The organism is Aeromonas sp. QDB56 (assembly GCF_027705505.1).
Taxonomy (GTDB): Bacteria; Pseudomonadota; Gammaproteobacteria; order Enterobacterales; family Aeromonadaceae; genus Aeromonas; species Aeromonas caviae.
In genome coordinates, this window is record NZ_JAPDBZ010000010.1 from 38,193 (window position 1) to 57,530 (window position 19,338).

Below are 19,338 nucleotides of genomic sequence, written 5' to 3' on the forward strand. Positions count from 1 at the left end.
CTGCGGGGCCGGTTTTGATTCAAGGCTATGAGATGACGATCGATATTCCCGAAGACAAGCTGATTGCCGGGGTGGACGAAGTGGGTCGCGGCCCCCTGGTGGGTGACGTGGTCACCGCCGCGGTGATCCTGGATCCTGCCAATCCCATCCTTGGCCTCGCCGATTCCAAGAAGCTCTCCGAGAAGAAGCGGCTCGCCCTGTTTGGCGAGATCAAAGAGAAGGCGCTGGCCTATGCCATCGGCCGCGCCAGCCCGGCGGAAATCGACGAGCTCAACATCCTGCACGCCACCATGCTGGCGATGCAGCGCGCCGTGGCGGGGCTCAAGGTGACGCCCGAGCTGGTCTTCATCGACGGCAACCGCTGCCCCAGATTGCCGATGGAGGCCCGCGCCGTGGTCAAGGGTGACAGCCTGGTGGCCGCCATCAGCGCCGCCTCCATCCTCGCCAAGGTGACCCGGGACGCCGAGATGACCGAGCTGGACAGCCGCCATCCCGAGTACGGTTTCGCCCGCCACAAGGGCTACCCGACGGCGGAGCACCTCGCCATTCTGGCCGAACGGGGCCCGCTGCCCGAATACCGTCAGAGCTTCAAGCCGGTGCGCCGCGCCCTGGGGATCGAATAACCGATGCCGATCTGTCTGAACGATTTCTGCTTGCGCAATGAGAGGGCGTGACCATGGCTGATCCCCGCTTCATCCACCTGAGGGTGCACTCCGACTTCTCCATGGTCGACGGCCTGCAGAAGATCGGTCCCATCGTCTCCGCAGCCGCCGCCAACAACATGCCGGCCCTGGCCCTGACGGACCAGATGAACATGTGCGGCCTGGTGCGCTTCTACGGCTCTGCCCACGGCAAGGGGATCAAGCCCCTGGTCGGGGCGGATTTCTGGGTGCAGAGCGACGAGCTTGGGGACGAGCAGTTCCGCCTCACCCTGCTCGCCATGGACAACGACGGCTACCAGAACATCACCCTGCTCATCTCCCGCGGCTATCAGCGCGGTCATGTGCAGGGGCGCCCCGTCATCGACAAGGCCTGGCTTGGCGAACATGCCAAGGGGGTGATCGTCCTCTCCGGCGGGCGCGAGGGGGATGTGGGCAAGTTCCTGCTCAAGGGCAACCGCCAGATGGTGGAGCATTGCCTCGCCTTCTACCAGACCCATTTCCCGGATGCCTACTACCTGGAGCTGCTGCGTACCGGCCGCCCGGACGAGGAGGTCTACCTGCACATGGCGGTGGCCATTGCCAGCGAGTTCGAACTGCCGGTGGTGGCCACCAACGAGGTGGTGTTCCTCACCGCCGATGACTTCGATGCCCACGAGATCCGGGTCGCCATCCACGACGGCTACACCCTGATGGACAAGCGCCGACCGCGCCGCTACAGCCCCCAGCAGTACCTGCGCAGTCAGGAGGAGATGGCGGAGCTGTTTGCCGACATCCCGGAAGCCCTGGAAAACACGGTGGAGATCGCCAAGCGCTGCAACGTGACGGTGCGCCTTGGCGAGTATTTCCTGCCCAACTTCCCCACCGGCGACATGACCACCGAAGACTTCCTGGTCATGAAGTCGAAGGAAGGGCTGGAGGAGCGGCTGGCCTTCCTGTTCCCGGATCCGGCGGTGCGGGCCGAGCGTCGTCCCGAGTATGACGAGCGTCTCGACATCGAGCTCAAAGTGATCAACCAGATGGGCTTCCCGGGTTACTTCCTCATCGTGATGGAGTTTATCCAGTGGTCCAAGGACAACGGCATCCCCGTCGGTCCGGGCCGGGGCTCGGGGGCGGGGTCGCTGGTGGCCTATGCCCTCAAGATCACCGACCTGGATCCGCTGGAATTTGACCTGCTGTTCGAACGTTTCCTGAACCCCGAGCGGGTCTCCATGCCCGACTTCGACGTCGACTTCTGCATGGACAGGCGCGACGAGGTGATCGATCACGTCTCCGAGATGTACGGCCGGGAGGCGGTATCCCAGATCATCACCTTCGGCAGCATGGCGGCCAAGGCGGTGGTGCGGGACGTCGGCCGTGTGCTGGGCCACGCCTACGGTTTTGTGGATCGCATCTCCAAGTTGATCCCGCCGGATCCGGGCATGACCCTGGCCAAGGCGTTCGAAGCCGAGCCCAAGTTGCCGGAGCTCTACGAGCAAGACGAGGAGGTCAAGGACCTCATCGACATGGCCCGCCGCCTGGAAGGGGTGGTGCGCAACGCCGGCAAGCACGCCGGTGGCGTGGTGATCGCGCCTACCAAGATCACCGACTTCGCGCCGCTCTATTGCGACGACGAGGGGCATCATCCGGTCACCCAGTTCGACAAGAACGACGTGGAGTACGCGGGCCTGGTGAAGTTCGACTTCCTGGGGCTGCGAACGCTCACCATCATCGACTGGGCCCTTGGCATGATAAACCCCCGTCTTGCCAAAGAGGGCAAGCCGCCGGTCGACATCGCCGCCATCCCCATCGACGACAAGAAGTCGTTCGCCCTCTTGCAGCGCTTCGAGACCACGGCGGTGTTCCAGCTCGAATCCCGCGGCATGAAGGACCTCATCAAGCGGCTGCAGCCCGACTGCTTCGAAGACATGATCGCGCTGGTGGCCCTGTTCCGCCCGGGCCCGCTCCAGTCGGGCATGGTGGACAACTTCATCGAGCGCAAACACGGCAAGGAGGCCATCTCCTACCCGGACGAGAAGTGGCAGCACGAAAGCCTCAAACCCATACTCGAGCCCACCTACGGCATCATCCTCTACCAGGAGCAGGTGATGCAGATCGCCCAGACCCTGGCGGGGTATACCCTGGGTGGCGCGGACATGCTGCGCCGGGCCATGGGCAAGAAAAAACCCGAAGAGATGGCCAAGCAGCGGGCGGGCTTCGAGGAGGGGGCGGTCAAGAACGGCGTCGACGGCGAACTGGCGATGAAGATCTTCGATCTGGTGGAGAAGTTTGCGGGCTACGGCTTCAACAAGTCCCACTCCGCTGCCTATGCGCTGGTCTCTTACCAGACCCTCTGGCTCAAGACCCACTTCCCGGCGGAGTTCATGGCGGCGGTGATGACCGCGGACATGGACAACACCGACAAGATAGTGACCCTGGTGGACGAGTGTCAGCGCATGGGGCTGACCGTGATCCCGCCGGACGTCAACACCGGTCGCTACCGCTTCAGCGTCAACGAGGACGGCCACATCGTCTACGGCATCGGCGCGGTGAAGGGGGTAGGGGAAGGGCCCATCGAGGCGATCCTGGAGGCGCGGGATCGGGACGGTCCGTTCCGCGATCTGTTCGATTTCTGCAACCGGGTCGACATCAAGAAGCTCAACAAGCGGGTGATGGAGAAGCTCATCCTCTCCGGCGCCATGGACAGGCTCGGCCCCCACCGCGCCGCCCTGATGGCGACCCTGGAGGAGGCGATGCGCGCCGCCGAGCAGCACGCCAAGGCCCAGGCGGTGGGGCAGGTCGACATGTTCGGTGTGCTCACCGAAGAGATCGACGACGTCAAGAAGGCGTTCGCCAACGTGCCGCACTGGCCTGACAAGGTGTGGCTGGAAGGGGAACGCGAGACCCTGGGGCTCTACCTCACCGGTCACCCCATCAACCAGTACAGCAGCGAGCTGCGGCGCTACACCTCGGGCCGACTGTGCGATCTGCATCCCACCTCCCGGGATACGGTGACCACGGCGGCGGGGTTGGTGATCGCGGCGCGCAGCATGGTGACCAAGCGCGGCAACAAGATGGGGATCTTCACCCTGGACGACAGATCCGGCCGTCTGGATGTGACCCTTTTCAGTGAAGCGCTGGAAAAATACGAAGAATTGATGCAAAAAGACCGTATTTTAGTGGTTTCTGGACAGGTCAGCTTTGATGACTTCTCCGGTGGCCTTAAAATGTCGGCCCGCGAGTTGCTGGATATCAACGATGCGAGGGAGCGTTTTGCCAGGGCAATCCGCATCTCCCTCGATGAACAACGCATTGACGAGCGCTTTTTCCCGCGTTTGTGCGAGATTTTGGAGCCCGCCCGTGCCGGAGTCTGTCCGGTTCAGGTAAACTATCGTCGCCCCGGTTCCCGGGTGCGATTGACGCTCGGTACCGAGTGGCGGGTGACGCCCACCGATCAACTGATAGATGACTTGCGAGTCCTGCTTGGACGAGAGCGGGTTGAATTGGTTTTTGATTAGAGGATCTATTGTCCCTATGAGTCTTTTTCTGGATTTTGAACAGCCGATCGCCGAGTTGCAGGCACAGATCGATGAACTGCGCCATGTGAGCGAGCACAACAGTGCCGTGGATCTCAGCGAAGACATTCGCCGGCTGGAGAAGAAAAACGAAGAGCTGACCAAGAAGATCTTCGGCGATCTGGGGGCCTGGCAGGTATCCCAGATGGCACGTCATCCCCAGCGCCCCTACACCCTCGACTACATCGAGCAGATCTTCACCGATTTCGACGAGCTGGCCGGGGATCGCGCCTATGCCGATGACAAGGCCATCGTCGGCGGCATCGCCCGTCTCGACGGCGAGCCCGTGATGATCATCGGTCACCAGAAGGGTCGCGAGACCAAGGAGAAGATCAAGCGCAACTTCGGCATGCCGCGTCCGGAAGGGTACCGCAAGGCCCTGCGCCTGATGGAGATGGCCGAGCGCTTCAAGATGCCGATCATCACCTTCATCGACACCCCGGGTGCCTACCCTGGCGTCGGTGCCGAGGAGCGTGGCCAGTCCGAAGCCATCGCCCGCAACCTGAAAGTCATGGCCGGCCTGACCGTGCCGGTGGTCTGCACCGTGATCGGTGAAGGCGGCTCCGGCGGCGCCCTCGCCATCGGCGTGGGCGATCGGGTCAACATGCTGCAGTACTCCACCTACTCCGTCATCTCCCCGGAAGGGTGCGCCTCCATCCTGTGGAAGAGCGCCGAGAAGGCCTCGGTGGCGGCGGATGCCATGGGCATTACCGCCCAGCGCCTGAAGGAGCTGAAGCTCATCGACAACATCGTCGAGGAGCCCCTCGGTGGTGCCCACCGCGATGTGGAGAAGATGGCCAAGCACCTGAAAGCGCGCATCAAACAGGATCTGGATGCCCTGCGCCCCCTCGACAGCGAGCAACTGCTGGAGCAGCGCTACCAACGTCTGCTGGGTTACGGCTACTGCTGATCTGGCGCTTCCAATAAAAAGTCCCCGCATGCGGGCAATGCTGTTCAGATAAGCACTTTTTTGACTGATTATTCATAAATTGGATTTGAATTGAGGGGGCAAGGCTGTGTCCAGTCGATCTTCCTCCAGCCTTTATCCAGCGGGGCTTGCAATAGAAAGAGGGAGGCATCATGCCTCCCTCGCTTTTTTGTCCTGATACTACGTGGACTGGAACTCAAATTCTCTTAAGTGAACAGCATTGCCCGCATGCGGGGACTTTTTTTATGGGCGACGTTTGTGGGGGGACGCCGGGGGCGGGTCTCAGGGGGCGGTCAACGCCCGGTGCATGGGGGCGGAAGCACGCCCTCCGGCAGGGCTCAGGGCCCGCCACTCCCGCCACAGCAGCCAGCACAGGGGGGGCGTCAGCAGCAGCACGGTGGCGGGCTGGGCCATCAAGACCCCGTCGCGTCCCCACCAGAGGGGCAGCAGGAAGATGAGGGGCAGCAGCAGCACCGTCTTGGCCACGGAGATGACGAGGGCCTGGCGGGTGCGGGCCATGGCCTGCAACAGCACGATGCCGAACATGACGATCCCCTCCAGGGGCAGGGCAGCGAGGTTGAGGGTCAGGCTGCTGATGGCGGCGGCGAGCAGCTCTGCGTCCTGATCCCCGGTGTAGAGCATGGCGACCGGCTGCGGCAGCAGCTGGACAATCAGCCAGACCCCCAGGCCATAGACCAGGGTGATCTTGAGCCCCATCGCCATCAGGAACTGGAGGTCGCGATGGCGCCCGGCCCCGGCTGCCTGGCTCACCAGGGGCTGGATGCCAAACGCCAGTCCCTGCAGGATGACGATGAAGACTGCCTCCGTGTATCCCGCCACGGTGAAGCCCGCCAGATCCTTGACCGTACCGTGCACCATCAGCTGGCTGTTGTGCAGCAGCAACAGCAGCCCCAGGTTGAACTGGGCGATGAGGCTCGGCAGCCCGGTGAAGAGCAGGCCGGGCATGGCCGGGAAGCGGGGCACCAGCTGGCGCCAGGTCAGCCGCAACCGGGCGTGGCGGGTGAAGAAGTACCCCAGGCCGAGCAGGCTGACCATGGCCTCCGAGAGGAGGGTGGCCTGGGCCGTGCCGGTGAGGCCGAGCCCGAGCCGGCCCACCATTATGTAGTTGAGCAGGATGTTGAGGAGGGCGCCGCCGCTCACCAGTACCATGGCGAGGCGAGGGCGGCCGTCGTTGCGAAGCAGGTAGGGCACCGCCAGGTTGCTGGCGAGCAGCAGGGTGCCACCGCCAATCCAGGTGAGGTAGTCGCTGGCCTGCTGCCAGGTGTCGGTGCCGGGGGCCATTCCCAGGGCCTGCAGGATATCGGTGTGCCAGTGGTGCAGCAGCAGCGGCGCTACCGTGCCCAGGATCAGCAGCAGCCAGAGGGCGCTGACCAGAGCCTGGCGGGCCAGAGCGAGGTTCCTGGCGCCCTGCTGGAAGGAGATGGCGGTGGCGGCCCCCATGGCGATCATGGCGGCGAGGCCGATGAGCACCATGATGACCGGATAGACCAGGTTGATGCCGGCAAGGCCGGCGGCCCCCACGTAGTGGCCGACGAAGATGCCGTCTACCAGGTAGTAGGCGCCGGAGACCAGCATGGCCATGACGGAGGGGAGGGCATAGCCCCAGAAACGGCGGGCCATGGCCCGTTGACGCAGGCGGAAGTAGGCGGACATATCTGTACTCGGGAAAAGGGCCGGAATCGAGCAGACAGTCTAGTTTCTTATGGTTTAATTGATAATCAGGCTTTCATTTGATGAATTGCTGAATAAATTTCATCAATCAACGGATCCTGTGATACTCCTTCAGCATGTCGATCAGGGCTCGCAGCCCTTGCCCCAGCTGGTGCCGGCCCGGATAGAAGAGGTTGAACCCGGCAAAGCTGGGGCTCCAGTCATCCAGCACGCTCACCAGCCGCCCCGATGCCAGGGCGTCGAACACCTCCCCTTCGTGGCAGTAGGCGAGCCCGAGCCCCGCCTCGGCCGCCCCCAGGTAGAGCGCAGGCGTGCTGGTGGTGAGCGGGCCCGTCACTTCGATCTCCAGCAGCTCCCCCTCGGCGGCAAAGGCCCAGCGATAGTGGTGATGGGGCGTGAGCCGGTAGCCGATGCAGTCGTGCTGGCGCAGATCCGAGGGGTGGCGAGGGGTGCCACGCCGCGCCAGATAGTCGGGGGAGCCCACCACCAGATAGCGCTGCTGCGGGCCCAGGGGAACCGAGATCATCTCCTGGGGCAGCAGGTCGCCGTAAAAGAGGGCGGCGTCGTAGCCATCCTCGATGAGGCGGGGCATCAGCTCCAGTTCCTCCACCTCCACCTGCATGCGCGGGTAGCTCACCAGATAGTCGATGAGTACCGGGGCCAGCACCTCCTGGATGGCGGCTCGGGGGGCACAGAGCCTGAGCCTGCCCACGGGTTCGCCCGCGTGGCGCGTCAGCTCCGCCAGCGCCGCCTCCAGCTGCCCCAGGGTTGGCAGCACCTGGGCCAGCAGCCGTTCGCCCGCTTCGGTCGGCACCACGGCCCGGGTGCTGCGATTGAGCAGCCTGACGGCCAGGCGACTCTCCAGCCCTTTGAGGGCATGACTCAGGGCCGAGGCGGAGACCCCGAGCTCGAGGGCGGCCTTGCTGAAACTGCGGTGACGGGCGACGGCGGCAAACACGGCCAGCTCGGCGAGATCGGTGCGGGAGAGGGTCATGGTCGGTACGCAGAAAAGGGGCGGACACAAAGGGTACGCCATGGGGCGACGGGAGACAATCGGGGGGCAATGAGGGGGTTGTGACAAAATTGTTGCGCGTTTCAAGGGTGAGGTGGATCACACCAAAAAGTTTATATGTTAAAAAAAAATCGCAATATGGCGATTCAAGTGTGATCTGAAGCGACGGAAAGGCGATTCCAATCAAACTTTGGTTGATTAATTCAAATAAACGCTGTGATTAATAGGGCCTTTTAACTAGAGTCATCTCATCGGATGAGGTGAGCGTTATCCCGTTGTTAACGAGCGAGCACGATCCCCTCTGTATTACGACTCCCCGCCCGTGTTTGTTGCAATCAGGTTGCCACAGGGAGTGGCGGCCGGATGGCCGGGGCGGAGGAACAAACAGGACGAATAGCTGGAGTTCCAGGGAAAGGAACCGGGCCCAGGCCCACTGACAAGTTAAGATCCCACTTTCCTTGATGACAGGAATACCCCTATGTCTGACATGAACATTGCAGTTGAAGGCAGCTTGAGCAAAGCCTCCTCCCGTGGCATCAACAAGGCCGACGTGGTCTGGATGCTGGGTCTGTACGGTACCGCCATCGGCGCCGGTGTCCTCTTCCTGCCGATCAATGCCGGTGTCGGTGGCCTGTGGCCGCTGGTCGCCATGCTGATCCTGGCCCTGCCGCTGACCTTCTTCGCCCACCGTGGCCTGACCCGCTTCGTGCTGTCCGGCTCCACCCGTGACGGCGACATCACCGAGGTGGTGGAAGAGCACTTCGGCAAGACCGCAGGCAAGTTCATCACCCTGCTCTACTTCTTCGCCATCTACCCCATCCTGCTGATGTACTCCGTGGCCATCACCAACACCGTCGAGAGCCTGATGGTGCACCAACTGGGTATGACGGCACCTCCCCGTGCCATCCTCTCCCTGGTGCTGATCCTGGGTCTGATGGCGATCGTTCGTCTGGGCGGCCAGGTCATCGTCAAGGCGATGAGCGTGCTGGTCTTCCCGTTCGTGGTCACTCTGATGGGCCTGGCGCTCTACCTGATCCCGCACTGGAACGGTGCCATCATCACCGAAGCCCCGGCGCTGGGTGAGGCCTTCAATGGCGACTTCATCAAGACCCTGTGGCTGGCCATCCCGGTGATGGTGTTCTCCTTCAACCACTCCCCGATCATCTCCTCCTTCGCGGTGGACAACAAAGGCCGCTACGGCGCCAACGCCGAGAAGAAGTGCAGCAACATCCTGCTGGGCGCCCACGTCATGATGGTGATGACGGTGATGTTCTTCGTGTTCAGCTGCGTGCTGAGCCTCTCCCCGGCTGACCTGGCGGCGGCCAAGGAGCAGAACATCTCCATCCTCTCCTACCTGGCCAACCACTTCGACAACCCGGTGATCGCCACCGTGGCACCGCTCATCGCCATGGTTGCCATCAGCAAGTCCTTCCTGGGTCACTACCTGGGTGCGCAAGAGGGCATGAACGGCCTGATGGCCAAGTCCCTGCGCGAGAAGGGCAAGAACGTCGACGTCAAGCAGCTGAACAAGGTGACCGCGGTCTTCATGATCCTGACCACCTGGGCCGTGGCCACCATCAACCCGAGCATCCTCGGCATGATTGAAGATCTGGGCGGCCCCATCATCGCCATGCTGCTCTTCCTGATGCCGATGTACGCCATCGCCAAGGTGCCGGCCATGCGCAAATATGCCGGCAACCTCAGCAACGGCTTCGTCACCCTCATCGGCCTCATCGCCATGTCCGGTATCATCTACAAGCTGATTGCCTGATGACAGCGTTCATCCCTGTGAGAAAGCCGCCCCCCGGGGCAATGCTGTTCAGATAAGCACTTTTTTGACTGATTATTCATAAATTGGATTTGAGTTGAGGGGGCAAGGCTGTGTCCAGTCGATCTTCCTCCAGCCTTTATCCAGCGGGGCTTGCAATAGAAAGAGGGAGGCATCATGCCTCCCTCGCTTTTTTGTCCTGATACTACGTGGACTGGAACTCAAATTCTCTTAAGTGAACAGCATTGGCCCCCCGGGGCGGTTTTTTTATGGGCACAAATGCTTAACAAAGCGGTGGTGGCGGCCTAACATGGCGGGATGTTTTTCTAGACGGGACAACAGGATATGTCTGGGTTGAAAAAGGATCTCGGGCTCTGGCAGGGGATGGGGCTGCTCGCCACCTCCCTGCTCGGTACCGGGATCTTCGTGGTACCGGCCACCGCCGCCTCGCTGGCGGGAGGGGCGTCGCTGTGGGCCTGGTTGCTGCTGATTGCCCTGGTGCTGCCCATCGCCTTTACCTTCGCCCGCCTCGGGCGGCGTTATCCCCACGCGGGGGGCGCCCCCCATCTGATTGGCCTCGCCTTTGGCAACGGCGCCGAGCGCTTCTCCGCTTTCCTGTTTCTGGCGGTGCTGCCGGTGGGCCTGCCTGCCGCCCTCACCATCGCCGCCGGTTTCTGGCACGCCCTGTTCGACATGGGGGAGTGGACCCTCTGGGGTATCCAGCTGCTCACCCTGCTCGGGGTCTTTCTGCTGGGGCTGCGGGGAGCGCGCTCCTCCGGCAACCTGCAACTGCTGATCGCCCTGGCCATTCTGGGGCTCACCCTGCTTATCTGGGTCAAGGGGGATCTCAGCTGGCGCGATGCCGCCCAGCCTCTGCCAACGGCGAGCGAATGGCCCGCCATGGGCTCGGCGCTGGCGGTGATGTTCTGGTGTTTCGTGGGGCTCGAGGCCTTCGCCCACATGGGGGAGGAGTTCAAGCGGCCAGAGCGGGACTACCCCCTTGCCCTGCTGGGGGGCGTGCTGCTGGCGGGGCTCATCTACTGGGTTCACTCGCTGGTGGTGCTCAAATATGACCTCTACGGGGACGAGGCGACCAATGCCACCGCCATTCCGGCCCTGCTCTCCCTGTTGTTCGGCCCCACCGCCAAGTGGCTGGTGGCGGTGCTGGGCTATCTCTCCTGCTTCGCCAGCATCAACATCTACCTGCAAGGTTTTGCGCGCCTTATCTGGAGCATGGCGCGGGAGGGCAAACTGCCGGTCTCCCTCTCTCGCCTCTCGGCCCGGGGCGCTCCCCTGCATGCCCTTGCCTGGGTGCTCGCCATCTGTTTCGTCTCCATCACCCTGATCCTCTGGCTGCGTCTGCCCCTCGATGCGCTGATCCGCTACGCCAATGGCAACTTCGTGCTGGTCTATCTGCTCTGCATGGCGGCCGGCTGGCGCTTGTTGTCGGGGACCGGCAAGGGGCTGGCGGGCCTCAGCGTGCTGCTCTGCACCCTGGTGCTGCTGGCCCTCGCCACTCAGGTGCTCTATGCCGTCGTGCTGAGCCTGGGGTATGGCGGCTTCTCCCTGTGGCGGCGCAGACGCCGCCGCTCGGCGTCCGATGAGGGTGTCTGCGCCATCAAGTAACTCCCGAAAAAAGCCCCGCAGTGCGGCAATGCTGTTCACTTAAGAGAATTTGAGTTCCAGTCCACGTAGTATCAGGGCTAAAAATGAGGGAGGCATGATGCCTCCCTCTTTCTATTGCAAGCCACGCTGGATAAAGGCTGAAGGAACATCGACTGGAAACAGCCTTGCTCCCCCAACTCAAGTCGCATTTATGAATAATTAGTCAAAAATGTGCTTATCTGAACAGCATTGCCGCAGTGCGGGGCTTGTTGTTGCGGGTCACAGGCTGGCGGGCAGGTCGCTGCGCAAGATGGCGTAGTGGCGCAGGGAGATGAATCCATCCCCCTTGCGCTCGCACTCCCGCGCCGTGCCCTCGTAGTGAAAACCGGCCCGCTCCAGCAGGCGGGCGGAGGGGCGGTTGGGCTCCTCCACCACTGCCAGCAGCCGGTGCAGGTCGGTGGTGCGGTAAGTGAGCGGCAGCCAGAGTTGCAGCGCCGCGCTCATCACCCCCTTGCCCCAGTGTTCGGGATAGAGCCAGTAGCCCAGCTCGGCACACCGGTGAGTCGGGTCGGCATCGTTGTAGCCGATGGCCCCCAGCGGTTCGCCCGTGTGCCGGTCGCGAATGAGGTGCCAGGCGCCACGGCCGGTGCGGGTCAGCTCGGCATACCAATCCATCTGTGCCCGGCATGCCGCCAGGCTGTCGTAGCTGACGCCGTAGTAGGCGACGACCTGGGGATCGGAGAGGCCGCGATAGATGTGAGGCAGGTCGGTGTCGGTGACGGGATCCGGCCTGATGTGGGGTGGTGCTGATGTCATGATGACTCCTTGCGGCCAGCCGTGGCTGGCCGCGTGTGTTGCGTAACAAGAGATGGATGATCCGGGCTGGCGTCAGGCAAACCCGAGCCGCTCGGCAAGGCGCGCCAGCTCGTCACGCCACTGCTGCTGCAGGCGCGGGGTCTGGTGCCTGGGCTTGCGGGCCAGATCGGCGGCGAGCAGGGCATCGAGCTCATACCAGCGCGCCAGCAGCGCCTCTTCGTCATCCCCCGTGGAGGCCGCGGTCTGCGGGTCACCTGATCGAGCCGGGCTGCCCGCCTGCGGCAAGGGGGCATCGCCCAGCAGCTCGGCATAGGCCCGCGCGGCACTGTGGGCCTCCTGGATGCGCCCGTCCTTTATCAGCCAGAAGCGGTTGCAGCTGCGCTCGATCAGCTCCCGGTCGTGGGAGACCAGCAGCACGCCCCCGGGGAAGGCCGCAATGGCGTCGGCCAGCTCCTCCTTGCCCGCCAGATCCAGGTGATTGGTGGGTTCGTCGAGCCAGAGCATGTGGTGGCTGCCGAGGGACAGGGCGAGGAACAGCAACCGTGCCCGCTCGCCCCCGCTCAGGGTGTGCACCTGCTGGCCGTGGCGGGCATAGGGGAAGCCTGCCCGGATCAGCGCCTGTCGCCGCGTCACCTCAGGCAGAGGGGCCAGGGGGTACAGCGCGTCGCTCAGGGTGGCGTCGTCAGCCAGCTGCTGCAGGGACTGATCGTAATAGGCGATGCTCGCGCCGGGGTGGCAGTACCAGCCCGCCTGCGGACTCAGGTCTGTCAGTTCGCGCCAGCACTGGCGCAGCAGGGAGGACTTGCCGGTGCCGTTGGCACCGAGCAGGGCGACCCTGTCCCCGGCCCGCAGCCAGAGTCCCTCGGCACGCAGCAGCGGTGGCAGTGCCGGTGCCGGCGATACGTCGAGGGCCTCCAATCGCAGCAGGGTGTCGGCAGGCAGGCTCACTCCGCGCAGCTCGAGCCGCCAGGGGGCCAGCGCCGCCACCTGGCTCTGCTCCTCCTGCAGGCGGGCGATGCGTTTTTCCATGGACTTGGCCTGGCGCACCAGCTTCTCGTTGTCATGCTCCCGCCCCCAGATGGCGAGGCGCTTGCTGCTGGCGCTCAGGCGGTCTATCTCCTTTTGCTCGTCCGCCCGGCGCAGGCGGGCCTGCTCATCCTCGGCAGCCAGCGCCGCCCTGGCCTGGCTGCAGGGCAGGGCGAAGCGCTGCAACTGGCCGTCTCGCAGGATCAGGGTCTGAGCCGTGACGCGGTCCAGCAGGCGAGCGTCGTGGGAAACCAGCACGAAGGCGCCGCGCCAGCCCAGCAGAAACTGCTCGAGCCAGAGCAAGGCGGGCAAGTCCAGGTGGTTGCTGGGCTCATCGAGCAGCAGCAGGTTGGGTTGGCGCAGCAGAGCGCGCCCTATCTGCAGCCGGCTGTGCTGGCCACCGCTCAGTGCACTGACCGGCAACGTGGCCTGGGCCTCCAGCTGCAGTTCGGCCAGCAGCTTGTCCACCTGCCATTCGGCGGCGGGGTCGTTGCCCAGGGCATCCAGCAGCACGGCGCGGGTGCTGAGGGTGGAAAGCCCGGCGGGCAGTTGCTGGGCCACGAACTCGCAGCGGCAGGCGGCGGCCTGCACGACCCGGCCGGCCTGGGGCGTGCGCTCGCCCGCCAGCAGCGCGAGCAATGTGCTCTTGCCGCAGCCTTTGGCGCCAATCAGGCCGAGTCGGTCGCCTGCGCGAATGCCGAGTTCGAGGTGGTCAAATAAGGGAAGGTGCCCCGCACTCATCTGCAGGGAATGGGTACTCATCAGGGTTGTCATGCTCTTGCTCTCTTAAATCGCGGGATAGGAAATCCCTGTCATCAGGAGCGCTGGCGACAACGGCAGAGTCGAGAAAGGTCTCGGTATGGAAGGGAGTCGGCTTTGCTCGAACCCGCTATCGCAGCGCGATGGTATGCAGGCAAGAGCACTTGAATGTGCCGAACAGGCGAGCCGAGAACATCGGACACGCTTGGATAACCATTTTTTACCTCCTTGTGTTTCGTTATGGCAGGGTGCGGCGATTATAGGCACAGAAAAAAACAGGCGTCCATCCGCCCTGTGGGGGGCCGTGGGCACCGCATCGGTAGGTGCGGGGTAAAAAAACGCCCCGTGATACGGGGCGTGGGGGTTGTCAGGCGCGGGGGTCTTGAGGGCCTCAATCACATCGTCACTGGGGGCCAGTCCCTCCACGTGGTTGAAGCTCTCCACCCCCTCCTGGGGATTGATGGTGAGGGCGTCGGCGCTCAGGTAGCTGCCGCTGCCGGCGCTCTCCACCACGACGATGACTTCAGGCTGCTTGTCGCCGTTGAGATCCAGCAGCTTGATTTCCTTGATGCTGCCATCGCGCGGCAGCACCTTGCCGTCGATGAACTGATCCAGCGGAAACTGGGGGTTGGCACCGGAGTAGAGGCGCACGTCGTAGCTGCCGGTGGAGGCAGGCTCGCCGCGCCCTTCGCTGACGGTCACCACCTGGCCGGAGGGAAGTGTCAGCTGTTTGAAGAAGCCGTCCGCCGCCTGGCTGGCGAGGGGCAGGCTGAGCAGGCCGAGAGTAAGTAATAAGGCTTTCATGGAGAGGACCCTTGTTGCTGCTTGTGTGTCTGTGACGGGCAGGGGACGCTTCCCTGCCACGTCGGAAGCGGGCAGGGTGCCGCTGGTCGGCCGCCCCCTGCCCGGGTTGTCATCACCATATCTTGACCCGTTTGGCCGGGTCCAGATAGAGCTTGTCGCCGGGCTGGATCTTGAACGCCTCGTAGAAGGCGGGGATGTTCGGTACCACGCCGTTGACCCGGTATTCCGGCGGCGAGTGGGGATCCGAGGCGAGCAGCATCTGCATCAGCTCGGGGCGATACATGCCCTTCCACACCTGGGCCCAGCCGAGGAAGAAGCGCTGCTCGCCGGTAAAACCGTCCAGCACCGGGGCCTCCTTGCCATCCAGGGAGAGCAGGTAGGCCTTGTGGGCGATGGTGAGGCCGCCGAGATCGCCGATGTTCTCCCCCAGGGTAAACTGGCCGTTGACGTACTGTCCCTTGATGGGCTCGAAGCGGTTGTACTGGGCCACCAGCCGGCTGGTGCGGAAGCGAAACTCCTTGAGATCCGCCGGCGTCCACCAGTCACGCATCACGCCGTCACCGTCGGATTTGGCCCCCTGATCATCAAAACCGTGGCCCATCTCGTGGCCGATCACCCCGCCGATGGCGCCGTAGTTGACCGCATCGTCCGCCGTCATGTCGAAGAAGGGGGGCTGCAAAATGGCGGCCGGGAAGACGATCTCGTTGTTGCTCGGGTTGTAGTAGGCGTTCACCGTCTGGGGCGACATGTGCCACTCGTCCCGATCGACCGGCTTGCCGAGGCGCGCCAGGTTGTCAGCGTATTCGAAGGCGCGGGCCCGCTGCAGGTTGCCCACCAGATCGTCGGGGCGAATGGTGATGGCGCTGTAGTCCTTCCACTTGTCCGGGTAGCCTATCTTGGGTCTGAACTTGGCGAGCTTCTCGAGGGCCTGGGTCTTGGTGGCCGGGGACATCCAGTCCAGCTCCTGGATGCTCTGGCCGTAGGCGGTGCGCAGGTTCTCCACCAGCTGCTCCATACGGGCCTTGGCCGCAGGCGGGAAGTAGCGCTCGACATAGAGCTTGCCCACCGCCTCCCCAAGATTGTTGTCCAGTACCCCAAGGGCCCGCTCCCAGGGGGCGCGCTGCTTGGGCGTGCCGCTAAGAGCGGTGCCGAAGAAGGCAAAATTCTGGGCATCGGTCTGGCTGTCGAGGTAGGGGGCGTAATCGGTGATGAGCTGCCACTTGAGGTAGGCCTGCCAGTCAGCGACCGGGGTCTGCTGCATCACCTCGTTCAGGGCCGAGAGGTAGGTGGGCTGGCCGATGACCAGGCTCTGCTGCCCCGCAAGGCCAGCCTGGGCCAGGTAGGCGTCCCAGTCGATGGCGGGGGCGAGGCGCCCCAGCTCGCTCACCGGCCCCTTGTTGTAGTTCTTCTCTCTGTCTCGCAGGGCCACGTTGTCCCACTGGATCTGGGCGAGCCTGGTCTCGAGGGCCAGGATGCGTTTCGCCTTGGCCTGGGCATCCGTCTCACCGAAGCGGGTCAGCATGGCGGCGATGTGTTGCTCGTACTTGTGCAGCAGCGCCTGGCTGTTGGGGTCGCGCTTGAGGTAGTAGTCCCGATCCGGCAGGCCGAGGCCGGCCTGGTAGAGGTAGACGGCATAGCTGTCAGGGGCCTTGGCGTCGGCGTCAATCCAGAAACCGAAGGGGGAGCCGCCACCGGTGCGGGCGCTCTGGGCGAAGGCCCGGGCGAGATCCTGCGGTGTGCGGATCTGCTCTATCTCGCTCAGCATCGGCAGCAGGGGCGTGGTGCCCTTGGCGTTGCGGGCGGCCTGATCCAGATAGCTCTGGTAGAGGTCGTGGATCTGCTGGGCCGGGGTGCCGGCAGCGGCTTTGCCATCCAGCCCCTCCACCAGCACTCGCACGTCCGCCAGGGATTTGTCCCGCAGCAGGTAGAAGGCGCCGTCGGCGGGCCTGTCATCGGGGATCTTGGCCGTGGCGAGCCAGTGGCCGTTCACGTAGCGGAAGAAGTCGTCACCAGGCTTGACGCTGGTGTCCATGTTGGCCAGCGCAAGGCCGGAGTGTTTGTCCGGTTGGCTCGGTGCCTGACTGCAACCGGCCAGCAGGGCCAGCCCGACGAGGGTGGCCAGGATGTGTTTCTTGTTGTTCATTATGGTTTTATTCCAATTCGGGTTATATGGCTTCCTTGCCCACGCAGGGAGCGATTCACTCTAGCAGCCGGGTTAGCGCTTGATAAGCCCGACTCTGCTAAGATCGGCCTGGTCGTATTGGGGAAGCCTATGATTTCTCGTATTTATTCTCGTTTTTGTCAGACCCTGCCCGCGCCGGAAGGTTCCCGCGGTCTGCTGGTGGCTTTCAGCGGCGGGCTCGACTCCACCGTCTTGCTGGTGCTGGCGGCCCGTTTTGCACGCGCCCACGGCCTCGCCCTGAACGCCCTGCACGTTCATCACGGCCTGAGCCCACATGCCGACCACTGGGTGGCTCACTGCGAAGGGGTGTGCCGGCAACTGGCGGTGCCCCTCATCGTGGAGCGGGTGCAGCTCTGTCGGGGCAACGGGGAGAGCCTGGAGGCCCAGGCGCGGGCGGCGCGTTATGAGCGACTCGCCGCCCACCTGGGGGAGGGGGAGTGGCTGCTCACCGCTCACCATCAGGACGATCAGCTGGAGACCCTGCTGCTGGCGCTCAAGCGGGGTGCCGGTCTGCGCGGGCTGGCGGGTATGGTGGCGAGCCAGCCTTTTGCCGCAGGCCATCTGTTGCGCCCCTTGCTCGATATGAGCCGGGCCGAGCTGGCGCAAGCCGCACAGTCACTTCCTTATGGCTGGGTAGAGGATGAGAGCAACGAGGACCCGAGCTATGACCGCAACTTCCTGCGCCAGCAGATTATTCCCCTGCTCAAGGACCGCTGGCCCGCCATGGCCCGGACGACGGCGCGCACCATGGCCCTGTGCGCCGAGCAGGAGGCGCTTATCAGCGAGCTGGCCGAGGCGGACTGGCAGGCGGTGGGTGAGGGAGAAGGGCTGCGCATTGACGGACTCCTCTCCCTCTCCCCCGTGCGGCGCAACAACCTGCTGCGCCACTGGATCCGCCGCCAGGGGGGAGAGATGCCCTCCCGCGAGCTGCTGGGCCTGCTGTGGCAGGAGGTGGCGCTGGCGCGCGATGACGCCAACCCCAGGCTGAGCCTGCAAGGGTTGGCGTGCCGCCGCTATCAGGGGCGCCTGTACCTGATAGCGCCAGATCTCGCCCCCCGCGAGGAGGTGCTGCCCATCCGGATGGAAGAGACGCTCACCCTGCCGGACGGGCTCGGGCAGTTCAGGCTCTGGAGAACGGATGGCGAAGGGTTGCGGACACCGAGGGGGGACGAGCTGCTCTCGGTGCGTTTTCAGGTCGCCCCCGGCGTCATGCTGAAACCGGTGGGGCGGGTGGGCAGTCGGCGGCTCAAGAAGCTGCTGCAAGAGTACGGGGTGCCCTCCTGGCAGCGGGGGCGCATTCCCATCCTCTACTACGGTGAACAGGTGGCTCTGGTGGCCGGGCTCTTTGTCTGCGACGGATTTCTGGCGCCAGAAGAGGGGGTGGCGTGGGAGTGGCGGCCCCCCGTCCCCCAGGATGCGGATTGACATCGCAGAGTGACAGGGGGCCGGGAGGGGAAGGGGGATGCCCTATTCGGGCAGGCCGGAGCTCCCGGCTTTCTTGCGGGCGTAGAGATGGGTATCGGCCGTCTCGTAGAGGCGCTGCACATCCATGCCAGACTGCCAGCTGGCGGCTCCCAGGCTGCACCCCACAGAGAAGGCGCTGAGCTCCTTGTGGCTGTGGAGCACATGTTGCAACCGCAGCCAGACCGGGCGCCAGGCCTCGGGGTCCGCTGGTTGCAGCAGCAGGGCAAACTCGTCCCCGCCGAGGCGAAACGCCTGATCCGTCCCGCGAATGCACCCCTGCAGCAACTGGGCGAAGCGGCTTAGCACCAGGTCGCCCACCGGGTGGCCCCAGGTGTCATTGACCTGCTTGAATCTGTCGAGATCCAGCAGCACCAGCACCAGGCCGTGGGGTTCCCGGCTGTGTTGCTCCACCGCCCGGCCAATGGCCTCGTCGAAGTAGGCGCGATTGCCAAGCCCGGTCAGGTGGTCTAGCCGCACCTGCTGCTCCAGCCGATCCAGCCGCAGATAGAGGGGCAGGGGGAGGCTGAACAGCTGATGATATTGCTCAAGCAACCGCCTCTGGCCGTCGCTCAGAGGGTGCTCCAGCTCGTAGTGCAACTGGCCGAGCAACTGCTCGTGTCGTCCCCGCAGCTCGAAGCGATAGGCATGCAGGGTCAGCCTGGCCTGGGGCGGGTGCGAGATGAGGGGGTGGGGCTGGCCACAGTCGAACTGGAGCGAGTGGATCCGGACAATGTTTGCCACCCGCTCGGCAAAGATTGCCAGCAGGGCGTCAAGATCCCGTTGCCCCAGCAACTGCTCTATCTGCTGATAGCGGTCCTGCCCGGTCAAGGGCGCAAGCCGCTCCATCTGCTGTACCCACTGCTCTATGCCATGTCCGAAGCCGTTCAATGACGATGTGTTTTCCACGTTACAGCCCTTACACCTCTCCATTCATTGCACAGGCTCTTGCAAGCCCTGTGCCTAAAATATGTCCGATGAAAAACAAGGGGGCTGGCTAAATAGCTGATCCTAATTTCGCTCCAGTTGCATAAGCCCATGTCCATTACCGGGGAACGGGGCGGCATGATCC

12 protein-coding genes and 1 pseudogene are annotated in these 19,338 nt (G+C 63.9%); 6 read left to right on the forward strand and 7 right to left on the reverse strand.

Annotated features, from left to right (window positions below; translation table 11 throughout):
* Positions 1-32: 32 nt before the first annotated feature.
* The 3 genes from rnhB to accA are packed head-to-tail and all read left to right on the forward strand — an operon-like array spanning position 33 to position 5,123.
* A complete protein-coding gene (gene rnhB / locus OKB81_RS03085; protein ID WP_039039433.1) occupies positions 33-623 on the forward strand; it encodes a ribonuclease HII in 591 nt (196 codons plus the stop codon).
* 53 nt (positions 624-676) lie between these two features.
* The gene (dnaE, locus tag OKB81_RS03090) at positions 677-4,156 is read left to right on the forward strand and encodes a DNA polymerase III subunit alpha (RefSeq protein WP_102949240.1); all 3,480 of its coding nucleotides are present in this window, start codon (positions 677-679) and stop codon (positions 4,154-4,156) included.
* Positions 4,157-4,172: 16 nt separating this feature from the next.
* The gene (accA, locus tag OKB81_RS03095) at positions 4,173-5,123 is read left to right on the forward strand and encodes an acetyl-CoA carboxylase carboxyl transferase subunit alpha (RefSeq protein ID WP_010673419.1); all 951 of its coding nucleotides are present in this window, start codon (positions 4,173-4,175) and stop codon (positions 5,121-5,123) included.
* 300 nt (positions 5,124-5,423) lie between these two features.
* On the opposite strand, the gene OKB81_RS03100 is transcribed toward accA, so the two are convergent.
* Both OKB81_RS03100 and OKB81_RS03105 read right to left on the reverse strand, forming a co-directional pair.
* Positions 5,424-6,815, reverse strand: coding sequence for an MATE family efflux transporter (locus OKB81_RS03100; RefSeq protein WP_069785586.1), 1,392 nt, complete (start codon positions 6,813-6,815; stop codon positions 5,424-5,426).
* A gap of 106 nt (positions 6,816-6,921) precedes the next feature.
* On the reverse strand, positions 6,922-7,827 hold the full coding sequence (locus tag OKB81_RS03105) for a LysR family transcriptional regulator (protein WP_160837542.1): 906 nt from the start codon (positions 7,825-7,827) through the stop codon (positions 6,922-6,924).
* A 496-nt stretch (positions 7,828-8,323) separates the two neighbouring features.
* Here OKB81_RS03105 and OKB81_RS03110 point away from each other — a divergent pair, with 496 nt between their 5' ends.
* Both OKB81_RS03110 and yjeH read left to right on the forward strand, forming a co-directional pair.
* Positions 8,324-9,616, forward strand: a complete 1,293-nt coding sequence (locus OKB81_RS03110; RefSeq protein ID WP_049636279.1) for an HAAAP family serine/threonine permease — start codon at positions 8,324-8,326, stop codon at positions 9,614-9,616.
* A gap of 342 nt (positions 9,617-9,958) precedes the next feature.
* The gene (yjeH, locus tag OKB81_RS03115) at positions 9,959-11,239 is read left to right on the forward strand and encodes an L-methionine/branched-chain amino acid transporter (protein ID WP_041211297.1); all 1,281 of its coding nucleotides are present in this window, start codon (positions 9,959-9,961) and stop codon (positions 11,237-11,239) included.
* A gap of 258 nt (positions 11,240-11,497) precedes the next feature.
* Here yjeH and OKB81_RS03120 read toward each other — a convergent pair whose 3' ends face one another.
* The 4 genes and pseudogenes from OKB81_RS03120 to OKB81_RS03135 all read right to left on the reverse strand — a co-directional run bounded on the left by OKB81_RS03120 (position 11,498) and on the right by OKB81_RS03135 (position 16,766).
* Positions 11,498-12,034 carry a GNAT family N-acetyltransferase gene (locus OKB81_RS03120; RefSeq protein WP_160839287.1) on the reverse strand — a complete coding sequence of 179 codons (537 nt, stop codon included), beginning with the start codon at positions 12,032-12,034 and terminating at the stop codon, positions 11,498-11,500.
* A 72-nt stretch (positions 12,035-12,106) separates the two neighbouring features.
* Positions 12,107-13,834 carry an ABC-F family ATP-binding cassette domain-containing protein gene (locus OKB81_RS03125; protein ID WP_160839285.1) on the reverse strand — a complete coding sequence of 576 codons (1,728 nt, stop codon included), beginning with the start codon at positions 13,832-13,834 and terminating at the stop codon, positions 12,107-12,109.
* Positions 13,835-14,194: 360 nt separating this feature from the next.
* Positions 14,195-14,623, reverse strand: a pseudogene (locus OKB81_RS03130) (PliI family lysozyme inhibitor of I-type lysozyme); the annotation flags it as partial.
* A gap of 112 nt (positions 14,624-14,735) precedes the next feature.
* On the reverse strand, positions 14,736-16,766 hold the full coding sequence (locus OKB81_RS03135; RefSeq protein WP_160839283.1) for a M13 family metallopeptidase: 2,031 nt from the start codon (positions 16,764-16,766) through the stop codon (positions 14,736-14,738).
* A 129-nt stretch (positions 16,767-16,895) separates the two neighbouring features.
* Between OKB81_RS03135 and tilS the strand changes: the two genes are divergently transcribed.
* Positions 16,896-18,230, forward strand: coding sequence for a tRNA lysidine(34) synthetase TilS (tilS, locus tag OKB81_RS03140; RefSeq protein ID WP_160839281.1), 1,335 nt, complete (start codon positions 16,896-16,898; stop codon positions 18,228-18,230).
* Between the two features lie 42 nt (positions 18,231-18,272).
* Here the strand turns inward: tilS and OKB81_RS03145 are convergent, their stop codons facing one another.
* Positions 18,273-19,199 (reverse strand): GGDEF domain-containing protein, encoded by a 927-nt coding sequence (locus OKB81_RS03145; protein ID WP_160839279.1) that lies wholly within the window; start codon positions 19,197-19,199, stop codon positions 18,273-18,275.
* Positions 19,200-19,338 lie beyond the last annotated feature (139 nt).

What these genes read in the sequence shown, in the direction of transcription:
- OKB81_RS03120 (WP_160839287.1), bottom strand. Translation starts at nt 12,034, where the DNA reads ATGACATCAGCACCACCCCACATCAGGCCGGATCCCGTCACCGACACC.
- dnaE (WP_102949240.1), top strand. Translation starts at nt 677, where the DNA reads ATGGCTGATCCCCGCTTCATCCACCTGAGGGTGCACTCCGACTTCTCC.
- rnhB (WP_039039433.1), top strand. Translation starts at nt 33, where the DNA reads ATGACGATCGATATTCCCGAAGACAAGCTGATTGCCGGGGTGGACGAA.
- tilS (WP_160839281.1), top strand. Translation starts at nt 16,896, where the DNA reads ATGATTTCTCGTATTTATTCTCGTTTTTGTCAGACCCTGCCCGCGCCG.
- OKB81_RS03125 (WP_160839285.1), bottom strand. Translation starts at nt 13,834, where the DNA reads ATGACAACCCTGATGAGTACCCATTCCCTGCAGATGAGTGCGGGGCAC.
- OKB81_RS03145 (WP_160839279.1), bottom strand. Translation starts at nt 19,199, where the DNA reads ATGGAGAGGTGTAAGGGCTGTAACGTGGAAAACACATCGTCATTGAAC.
- OKB81_RS03110 (WP_049636279.1), top strand. Translation starts at nt 8,324, where the DNA reads ATGTCTGACATGAACATTGCAGTTGAAGGCAGCTTGAGCAAAGCCTCC.
- accA (WP_010673419.1), top strand. Translation starts at nt 4,173, where the DNA reads ATGAGTCTTTTTCTGGATTTTGAACAGCCGATCGCCGAGTTGCAGGCA.
- yjeH (WP_041211297.1), top strand. Translation starts at nt 9,959, where the DNA reads ATGTCTGGGTTGAAAAAGGATCTCGGGCTCTGGCAGGGGATGGGGCTG.
- OKB81_RS03100 (WP_069785586.1), bottom strand. Translation starts at nt 6,815, where the DNA reads ATGTCCGCCTACTTCCGCCTGCGTCAACGGGCCATGGCCCGCCGTTTC.
- OKB81_RS03105 (WP_160837542.1), bottom strand. Translation starts at nt 7,827, where the DNA reads ATGACCCTCTCCCGCACCGATCTCGCCGAGCTGGCCGTGTTTGCCGCC.
- OKB81_RS03135 (WP_160839283.1), bottom strand. Translation starts at nt 16,766, where the DNA reads ATGAACAACAAGAAACACATCCTGGCCACCCTCGTCGGGCTGGCCCTG.